This window comes from Curtobacterium sp. MCSS17_006, from assembly GCF_003234215.1.
GTDB lineage: Bacteria > Actinomycetota > Actinomycetes > Actinomycetales > Microbacteriaceae > Curtobacterium > Curtobacterium flaccumfaciens.
On record NZ_QKSO01000017.1, the window covers coordinates 48408 to 58284 of the forward strand.

Annotated in this window: 8 protein-coding genes; all 8 read right to left on the bottom strand. The window is 69.7% G+C overall.

Annotated elements, in window-relative coordinates; all coding sequences use genetic code 11:
• Positions 1-5: 5 nt before the first annotated feature.
• Entirely contained in the window at positions 6-3485 is a 3480-nt protein-coding gene (gene dnaE / locus DEJ21_RS15285) for a DNA polymerase III subunit alpha (RefSeq protein ID WP_375342407.1), read from the bottom strand.
• Positions 3486-4492: 1007 nt separating this feature from the next.
• Positions 4493-5419, bottom strand: a complete 927-nt coding sequence (locus DEJ21_RS15290; RefSeq protein WP_111225182.1) for an RluA family pseudouridine synthase — start codon at positions 5417-5419, stop codon at positions 4493-4495.
• On the bottom strand, positions 5419-6105 hold the full coding sequence (gene lspA, locus DEJ21_RS15295) for a signal peptidase II (protein ID WP_258375096.1): 687 nt from the start codon (positions 6103-6105) through the stop codon (positions 5419-5421). The genes DEJ21_RS15290 and lspA overlap by 1 nt, the downstream gene beginning before the upstream one ends.
• A 2-nt stretch (positions 6106-6107) precedes the next feature.
• Positions 6108-6788 (bottom strand): DivIVA domain-containing protein, encoded by a 681-nt coding sequence (locus tag DEJ21_RS15300; RefSeq protein WP_071405424.1) that lies wholly within the window; start codon positions 6786-6788, stop codon positions 6108-6110.
• A gap of 185 nt (positions 6789-6973) precedes the next feature.
• Entirely contained in the window at positions 6974-7270 is a 297-nt protein-coding gene (locus DEJ21_RS15305) for a YggT family protein (protein ID WP_084741074.1), read from the bottom strand.
• A 68-nt stretch (positions 7271-7338) separates the two neighbouring features.
• Positions 7339-7923, bottom strand: coding sequence for a cell division protein SepF (locus DEJ21_RS15310; RefSeq protein WP_071405422.1), 585 nt, complete (start codon positions 7921-7923; stop codon positions 7339-7341).
• Between the two features lie 41 nt (positions 7924-7964).
• Entirely contained in the window at positions 7965-8687 is a 723-nt protein-coding gene (locus DEJ21_RS15315) for a YggS family pyridoxal phosphate-dependent enzyme (RefSeq protein ID WP_111225164.1), read from the bottom strand.
• Between the two features lie 7 nt (positions 8688-8694).
• On the bottom strand, positions 8695-9855 hold the full coding sequence (ftsZ, locus tag DEJ21_RS15320; RefSeq protein WP_027465251.1) for a cell division protein FtsZ: 1161 nt from the start codon (positions 9853-9855) through the stop codon (positions 8695-8697).
• Positions 9856-9877 lie beyond the last annotated feature (22 nt).

Below are 9877 nucleotides of genomic sequence, written 5' to 3' on the forward strand. Positions count from 1 at the left end.
CGCACCTACACCAGGCAGCGGGGTCCGAGCAGGCTCTTCAGCTCGCCGAACAGGTCGGGGGTCAGGTTCACCGGGAACGGCAGCTCGAACGTGCGCGCGACGTCGTCCTTGAGCAGCTTCAGCCGGACCTCGGTGTCCCCCTGGTGGCGGCCGAGCACGGCGGCGAGCTCCGTCACCGTGGTCGTCGTCGCCTGGCGTTCCGGCAGCGACAGGGTGAGCGGGCCGGAGCCCATCGCGTCGCCGACGTTCGGCTGGAACATGCTCACCGCGTGCAGGGCCTTGCCGTCGTCGCGGACGTTGACGCGGCCGCGCAGGACGACGATCGAGTCGGGCACCAGGGACGGGCCGAACTCCTGGTACGTCTTGCCGAGGAACATCACGCCGATCTGGCCGCCGAAGTCCTCGATGTCGACGATGCCGTACGGGTTGCCGCTCGTCTTCGCCACCCGGTGCTGCACGCTCGTCAGCAGGCCGGCGACGGTGACCGTCTCGCCCTCGATCGAGTCGTCGGCGGTGAGCAGGTCGGCGATGGTGATCGACTGGTGCTTCGCGAGTTCGATCTCGAGCCCGGCGAGCGGGTGGTCGGACACGTAGAGCCCGAGCATGTCCCGCTCGAAGGCCAGCTTGTCGCGCTTGGACCACTCCGGACGGTCCGGCACCTGGGACACCGCGGCGCTCGGGGTGTCCTCGGCTGCCTCGGCGAAGAGCGAGTCGAAGTCGAACCCGACGTTGCCGTGGGCCTCGTCGCGCTTGACCTTCACCGCGCCCTCGACCGCGCCCTCGTGGATCTCCACCAGGGCTCGGCGGGTGTCGCCGAACTCGTCGAAGGCACCGGCTTTGATGAGCGACTCGACCGTGCGCTTGTTCGCCGACGAGATCGGGATCTTGCGCAGGAAGTCGTGGAACGACTCGAAGGCGCCCTTCTCGGTCCGCGCCTTGACGATGTCGTCGACGACGTTGAACCCGACGTTGCGGATGGCACCCATGCCGAAGCGGATGTCGTCGCCGACTGCGGCGAAGAAGCCGATCGACTCGTTGACGTCCGGCGGCATCACCTTGATGCCCATCCGGCGGCACTCGTTCAGGTAGAGCGCGAGCTTGTCGCGGGCGTCGCCGACGCTCGTCAGCAGCGCCGCCATGTACTCGGCCGGGTAGTGCGCCTTGAGGTACGCGGTCCAGAAGGACACCACACCGTAGGCCGCCGAGTGCGCCTTGTTGAACGCGTAGTCGGAGAAGGGCAGCAGGATGTCCCACAGCGTCTTGATCGCCGCGTCGGAGTACCCGTTGTCCTTCATGCCCTGCTGGAAGCCCGCGTACTGCTTGTCGAGCTCGGACTTCTTCTTCTTGCCCATCGCGCGGCGGAGGATGTCCGCCTGGCCGAGGGAGAACCCGGCGACCTTCTGCGCAATGGCCATGACCTGCTCCTGGTAGATGATCAGGCCGTAGGTCGTGCCGATGATGTCCTTGAGGGGCTCCTCGAGCTCCGGGTGGATCGGCGTGATCGGCTGCTCGCCGTTCTTGCGGAGCGCGTAGTTCGTGTGCGAGTTCGCACCCATGGGCCCCGGGCGGTACAGGGCGATGAGCGCGGAGATGTCCTCGAAGTTGTCGGGCTTCATCAGCCGCAGCAGGCCACGCATCGGCCCACCGTCGAGCTGGAACACACCGAGGGTGTCACCGCGCTGCAGGAGCGCGTACGCCTCGGGGTCCTCGAGCCCCATGTTCTCGAGGTCGAGCTCGGTCCCCCGGTTCGTCTTGATGTTGTCGAGGGCGTCACTGATGATCGTGAGGTTGCGGAGCCCCAGGAAGTCCATCTTGATCAGGCCGAGCGACTCCGCTGCCGGGTAGTCGAACTGCGTGACGATCTGGCCGTCCTGCTCCCGCTTCATGATCGGGATGATGTCGATGAGCGGGTCGCTCGACATGATGACGCCGGCAGCGTGCACGCCCCACTGGCGCTTCAGCCCCTCGAGCCCGAGCGCGGTGTCGAAGACGGTCTTCGCCTCGGGGTCGGTCTCGACCACGGTGCGGACGTCGACGGCTTCCTTGTAGCGCGGGTGGTCCTTGTCGAAGATCCCGGTGAGCGGGATGTCCTTGCCCATCACGGGCGGCGGCATCGCCTTCGTGAGCTTCTCGCCCATGCCGAACGGGAACCCGAGGACGCGCGAGGAGTCCTTGAGCGCCTGCTTCGCCTTGATCGTGCCGTACGTGACGATCTGCGCGACGCGCTCCGACCCGTACTTCTCGGTGACGTACTTGATCGCCTCACCGCGGCGCCGGTCGTCGAAGTCAACGTCGAAGTCGGGCATCGAGACGCGGTCCGGGTTGAGGAACCGCTCGAAGATCAGGCCGTGCCGGATCGGGTCGAGGTCGGTGATGCGCATCGCGTACGCCACCATCGAGCCGGCGCCGGAGCCACGACCCGGACCGACGCGGATGCCGTTGTTCTTGGACCAGTTGATGAAGTCCGCGACCACCAGGAAGTAGCCCGGGAACCCCATCTGGTTGATGATGCCGACCTCGTAGTCGGCGCGGTCCTGCACCTCTTTCGAGATGCCGTCCGGGTACCGGTAGTCCAGCCCCTTCGCGACCTCTTTCTCGAACCAGGAGTGCTCGGTCTCGCCCTCGGGCACCGGGAACTTCGGCATGTAGTTGGCCGAGGTGTCGAACTCCACGTTGCAGCGCTCGGCGATGAGCAGCGTGTTGTCGCAGGCCTCGAGGTTGTCGCGGAAGACGTGCCGCATCTGCGCCGGGGTCTTCAGGTAGAACTCGTCCGCGTCGAACTTGAAGCGGTTCGGGTCGTTCAGCGTCGAACCGGACTGCACGCAGAGCAGTGCCGCGTGCGACTTGGCGTCGTGGGCGTGCGTGTAGTGCAGGTCGTTGGTGCCGACCAGCGGGATGTCGAGGTCCTTCGCCAGACGGATCAGGTCGCTCATGATCCGGCGTTCGATCTCGAGGCCGTGGTCCATGACCTCGGCGAAGTAGTTCTCCTTGCCGAAGATGTCGCGGTAGTCGGCGGCGGCCTGCACCGCTTCGTCGTACTGGCCGAGACGCAGACGTGTCTGGATCTCCCCCGAGGGGCAGCCCGTCGTGGCGATGATGCCCTCGTGGTACTCCTGCAGGAGCTCGATGTCCATGCGGGGCTTGAAGTAGTAGCCCTCGAGCGACGCCTTGGACGACAGCCGGAACAGGTTGTGCATGCCCGTCGTGTTCTCGGCGAACATCGTCATGTGCGTGTACGAGCCGGCGCCCGACACATCGTCGCCCCCGCCGTCACCCCAGCGCACACGGGTCTTGTCCGAGCGGTGCGTGCGGGGCGTGATGTACGCCTCGGTCCCGATGATCGGTTTGACGCCACCGGCCTTGGCGGCCTTCCAGAACTCGAAGGCGCCGAACATGTTGCCGTGGTCGGTCACCGCCACGGCGGGCATCCCCTGCGCGGCGGTCTCCGCCACGAGGTCGGAGAGCCTGGCGGCACCGTCGAGCATCGAGTACTCGCTGTGCACGTGCAGGTGGACGAAGGAGTCGGAATCCGACACGGAACCTCCGGTTCGTACGGTGTGCTGCGGGGTGGGAACAGCCTAACCGCGGCCGCCCACATTCCCGCGCGCGTCGCGACGGACGGGAGGCGCGGGGCGGGCCCGCACCGCGCCTCCAGACCGGCACCGGGTCGCGACACGCGCGGGGCGCCCCGCCGAGGGGGCAGGACACGCCGCACGCGCTCCCCCGCGCGGGCGGAAGGCGTCGCCTAGCGGCGCCGCAGCCGACAGTTCGTGACCCTTCGGCGCAAGCGCCCGGGCGTGCCGGGCAGGAGGCTCGAGGCGGGGCCGCAGCGCGCCTCCAGACCGGCATCGGGTCGCGACACGCGCGGGGCCCCCGCCGAGGGAGCAGGACACGCCGTGCGCATGCCGCCACGGGCACAGAAAGCGTCGCTTGGCGGCGCCGCAGCCGACAGTTCGTGACCCCTCGGCGCAAGCGCCCGGGCACCGCGGACTGGGCACGCGGTGCGCCCCGCCGAGAGAGCAGGACACGCCGAGCGCGCTCCGCCACGGGCGCAGAAAGCGTCGCTTGGCGGCGCCGCAGCCGACAGTTCGTGACCCTTCGGCGCAAGCGCCCGGGCACGGCGGACGGGAGGCGCGGGGCGGGCCCGCACCCTGCCTCCAGACCGGCACCGCGTCACGACGCGCGCGGGGCGCCCCGCCGAGGGGTCAGGACACGCCGCGCGCGCTCCGCCGCGGGCGCAGAAAGCGTCGCCTGATGGTGCCCCAGCCGACAGTTCCTGACCCCTCGGCACAAGCGCCCAGGCGCGGCGGACGGGAGGCGCGGGGCGGCGCCGCACCGCGCCTCCAGACCGGCACCGGGTCGCGACACGCGCGGGGCGCCGCGCCGAGAGGGCAGGACACGCCGCACGCCGGCCGCCGCCGGCGCAGAAAGCGTCGCCGGACAGCGCCTCAGCCGACAGTTCGTGACCACTCAGCGCAAGCGCCCGGGCGCGTCAGAGCGACGCGCTCCGGATCTGCTCCAGCGCTGCCTGCAGGTCCTCCGGGTACTGCGCCTCGAACGACACCCACTCGCCCGTGCGGGGATGGTCGAAGCCCAGCCGGACGGCGTCGAGCCACTGGCGCGTCAGCCCGAGCTCGGTCGCCAGCACCGGGTCGGCGCCGTACATCGTGTCCCCGACGAGCGGGTGGCGTGTGGCAGCCATGTGCACCCGGATCTGGTGGGTGCGCCCGGTCTCCAGGTGCACCTCGAGCAGGGTGGCGGCACGGAAGGCCTCGAGCGTCTCGTAGTGGGTGACGCTCGGCTTGCCCTCCGACGTGACCGCGAACTTCCAGTCACTCGACGGGTGCCGCCCGATGGGGGCGTCGATCGTGCCCGAGGTCGGGTCGGGGTGGCCCTGCGCGAGTGCGTGGTAGACCTTCTCGACCGTGCGCTCCTTGAACGCCCGCTTCAGGTGCGTGTACGCCAACTCGGTCTTCGCGACGACCATCAGGCCCGACGTCCCGACGTCGAGGCGGTGCACGATCCCGGCGCGTTCGGCGGCGCCGGAGGTCGCGATGGTGAACCCGGCGGCGGCGAGGCCCCCGGGCACGGTCGGACCGTCCCACCCCGGCGAGGGGTGCGCGGCGACACCGACGGGCTTGTCCACCACGACGATGTCCTCGTCGTCGTGCACGATCGTCATGCCCGGCACGGCCGCCGGCACGATGCGCGGCGGCTCCTTCGGGGTCCACTCGACCTCGAGCCACGAGTCGGCGTGCAGCCGATCCGACTTGTCGACGGGGACACCGTCGACGCGGACGCCACCGGCTGCGACGACGTCGGCCGCGAACGACCGGCTGAAGCCGAGGAGCTTGGCGATGGCGGCGTCGACGCGCTCACCGGCGAGCCCGTCGGGCACGGGAAGAGAACGCGATTCGATCACGTGGCGTCGTGGCCCAGCGTGTCGCGACGGTCGCGGTCGTCCGGCCTGGAGGCGCGAGTCGGCTCGTCGAGAGCGGCATCGGTCGACGAGAACGCGGCCCCACCGTCGAGCGGCTCCGCCGCGTACACCGGCTGCGCCGCGTCGAGCTGCGCCTGGCGCTTGGCCGAGAGCGTGCGGGTGCCGTCGAGGTTCACGCCGAGGATCACCAGCAGCACGAAGACCACCATGCTGATGCAGATGAAGGAGTCGGCGACGTTGTAGATCGCCGGCATCATCCACGGCGTCGAGATGAAGTCGACGACGTGGCCACGACCGAAGCCGGGCTCACGGAAGAGCCGGTCGAGCAGGTTGCCCAGCGCGCCGCCGAGCAGCATGCCGAGCACGATGGCCCACCACATCGACCGGATGCGACGCGAGTACACGATGATCGCTACGACGACCGCGGCCGAGATGACCGAGAACACCCAGGTCATGTTCACCGCGAACGAGAACGCGGCCCCCGGGTTCCGGACGTACAGGAACTGCAACGCCCCGCCGAGGACCGGGACGGGGGTGCCGTAGGGCAGGTTCGCGACGACCAGCGTCTTGGCGACCTGGTCGAACGCCACCACCACGACAGCGGCGAAGGCCAGTGCCGCGATCGCGCGGACACTGACCTTCGCTCGTGATGCTGGTCGCGACAACGTCAGTTGCCGAAGCCCTGCGCCGAAGCCGGCGCCGGAGTGAGACCGGACTGCTCGCCCGAGGTGTCGAGCTCGGAGAGCTGACCCTGGATGTAGCTCTTGAGCTGCGCACGGTAGTCGCGCTCGAAGGTCCGGAGCTCGTCGATCTTGCCCTCGAGCTGGCGCTGCTCCTGCTCGAGCACCGCGACACGCTGACGGTTCGTGTTCTCGGTGTCGGCGATGATCTGGCGCTGCTTCGCCTCGGCCTCGGAGACCAGGCGAGCCGCCTGGGCCGTGCCCTCGGCGATGAGCGCGTCGCGCTTCTCGATGCCCTCGCGGACGTGCTCCTCGTGGAGACGACGCGCCAGGGTCAGGAGGTTCGTGGTGCCCTCGGTGTCCTCGTCGGCGGGGACCGTCGTGGCCGGAGCCGCCGCGGCGACCGGAGCGGGCTCCGGTGCTGCCTCGACCGGAGCCGGCGTGGGCTCCGGCTCGGCTGCGGGAGCGGGCTGCTCGGCCTGCGCCGGCTGCGGGGCCGACTCGGCCGCCTGCAGGCGCTGACGGAGCTCGTCGTTCTCCGCGGTCAGGCGACGGAGCTCGACCACGACCTCGTCGAGGAAGTCGTCGACCTCGTCCTGGTCGTAGCCCTCGCGGAACTTCGTCGGCTGGAACCGCTTGTTGACTACGTCTTCCGGCGTCAAAGCCATTGCCGTCACCTCAATAGAACTGCTGAACGTGTGGAACCGCGTGCGGTGCGACCGAATCTACCAGTCGTACCGTGCGGTGCGGATGCGCCACCGGAGCGGGCATCGATCCCGACCACCGTACACCGACGATGGGGCGGAACCGTGACCTGCGCCGGGCGTGGCGCGTGTCGCGGACGGGAGTCCGCTCAGATACCGCGTGCCAGAGCGGCGACCACGAACCGGGCGATGATGACGACGAGCATCACGATCGTCCAGCCGAAGTCGAGCGCCACCGGCCCGAGGCGGAGCGGCGGGAGGACCCGTCGCACCGCTCGGATGGGCGGATCCGTGACCGTGTAGACGAACTCGGACACCACGAGCATGCCCCCGCGCGGTCGCCAGGAACGGTTGAAGCTCTGCACGAGGTCGAGCGCGAAGCGCCCCCACATCACGAAGAAGTACAGGAGCAACGCGAGGGAGATGATCCCTAGGATCACGGACACGATGGGGCTCGCTCGTCTCGGGCGAGCGTCGTCAGACGACGCTCAGGGGCGGGTGTGCCGGGTACGGCTCAGGACTGGGCGAAGAAGTTCGCCTCGATGTCGGACTCTACCTCAGCGGGCTCACCGCTCACTGCGACGTGGGCCGGCGACAGGAGGAAGACCTTGTTCGTGACGCGCTCGATCTTGCCGAACAGGCCGAGCGACAGCCCCGAGGCGAAGTCGATCATGCGTCGGGCGTCACCCTCGGTCATCTGCGAGAGGTTGATGATGACGGGGATGCCGTCGCGGAAGCTCTCGGCGATGGACTGGGCGTCCTTGTACTCGCGCGGGTGGACGGTGAGGATCTCGTTCATTTCCTGGACCGGGGTCGCCTTCTGTGCGGTCGTGTGCGAGCGGCGGAGCGGAGTGACCTGGGCGCCGCGCTGGTGGGTGTGCGTCTTGGTGGGAGCCGGCGCCGCTGCGGGAGCGGCCGCCGGGGCTGCTGCCGCGGCGGGGGCTTCCTGTGGTTCAGCGGGCGCCGGAGCAGCCGCTGCGGCCTGGCGAGCAGGGGCTGCCTGCTGGCGCGCGGGCTCGGCCTGCTGCTCGTCCTCGTAGTCGAGTTCCTCATCGGCGAGGCCGAGGTAGACCATCGTCTTCTTCAGCGGGTTGGCCATGGTTCCTCCGGGGTTCGTGCTCGTGGTGCCCTGCAACGAGGCTAGGGTGCGGGCGGCCGGTTTCCCGTGATTGCGGTGCCGATCCGCAGGTGTGTCGCGCCCTCGAGGATCGCCTCGGCGTAGTCCCCGCTCATGCCGGCCGAGATGTCGGTGGCGCCGGGCTCGAGCGACACGACCCGTTCGGAGATCGAGCGGAGTCGGGCGAAGGCGGCTCGGGGCTCCTCGTCCAGGGGCGCGACCGCCATCACACCCCGCAGTCGGATGGTCCCGGTGGCCAGGACACGGGCCACCATCGCCTCGACGTCGTCCGGCTGCACCCCGCCACGCCCGGGGTCGTCGGTGAGGTTCACCTGGACGAAGCCGTCGATGACCGGCGGCTCCGGCTCGGCCTCGGTCGGGGCGAACGCGTCGACGACGGAACCACGGTCGAGCGACTGCACGACGCGGGCGTACCGACGGGCCTGCCGGGCCTTCTTCGACTGCAGCTGCCCGACGAAGTGCCAGGTCAGGCCGAGGTCCGTCAGTTCGGCGGCCTTCGCCTGCGCCTCCTGGTGGCGGTTCTCCCCCACGTCCGTCACGCCGAGTGCGGCGAGCTCGCGCACGAGTGACGCCGGGTGGTACTTCGTGACGACGACGAGCGTGAGTTCGTCGGGCGAGCGCCCTGCGGCTCGCGCCGCGTCGGCGATGCCGCTCCTGACGGACGCAACGCGCGCCTCCAGTCCGTCGTCGTGGGACGAGGCCTGGAGGCGCGTGTCGGCTACCAAGGGTGGGTTACTTGAGGAAGTCGGGGACGTCGAGCTCGTCGTCGTCGTCGAACGCCGGGTCGGCGGCGCGCTGCACCGGCGGCTGGTGTTCCTGCGAGGCCCAGGACGGGCTCGACGTGGTGGAGTCCTCGATCGCGCCGGTCGAGGCGGCGACGGGCGCCGCTGCGCTCGACTCCGGGTCGACGTAGCTCGAACGACGTTCCTTCTGCTGCTGCGCCGGCTCGCCGCCGTCGAAGCCCGCGGCGATGACGGTCACGCGGACCTCGTCGCCCAGGGTGTCGTCGATGACCGCACCGAAGATGATGTTCGCCTCGGGGTGCACGGCTTCCTGCACCAGACGCGCGGCGTCGTTGATCTCGAAGATGCCGAGGTTCGAGCCACCCTGGATCGACAGCAGCACGCCGTGCGCACCGTCGATGGAGGCCTCGAGCAGCGGCGACGCGACGGCGAGCTCGGCCGCCTTGATCGCACGGTCGGCGCCGCGCGACGAGCCGATGCCCATGAGCGCGGAACCCGCACCCTGCATGACGCTCTTGACGTCGGCGAAGTCGAGGTTGATCAGGCCCGGGGTCGTGATGAGGTCGGTGATGCCCTGCACACCGGCGAGGAGCACCTGGTCGGCCGTGGCGAACGCCTCGACCATGGAGATGCCGCGGTCGCTGATCTCGAGCAGGCGGTCGTTCGGGACGACGATGAGCGTGTCCACCTCGTCCTTGAGGCCCGCGACGCCGTTCTCGGCCTGCGACTGGCGGCGCTTGCCCTCGAAGCTGAAGGGCTTCGTGACGACACCGATGGTCAGTGCGCCGATGGACTTCGCGATGCGCGCGACGACCGGTGCACCACCGGTGCCGGTGCCGCCGCCCTCGCCCGCGGTGACGAAGACCATGTCGGCGCCGGCCAGGGCCTCTTCGATCTCCTCGGCGTGGTCCTCGGCGGCACGACGGCCGACCTCGGGGTCCGCGCCGGCACCGAGGCCGCGGGTGATCTCGCGGCCGACGTCGAGCTTGACGTCGGCGTCGCTGAGCAGCAGCGCCTGGGCGTCGGTGTTGATCGCGATGAACTCGACCCCACGGAGACCGAGCTCGATCATGCGGTTGACGGCGTTGACGCCGCCGCCGCCGACACCGACGACCTTGATGACGGCGAGGTAGTTGTGGTTCGTGGTCACGTCAGTCAGGCCTCCGGTAGAA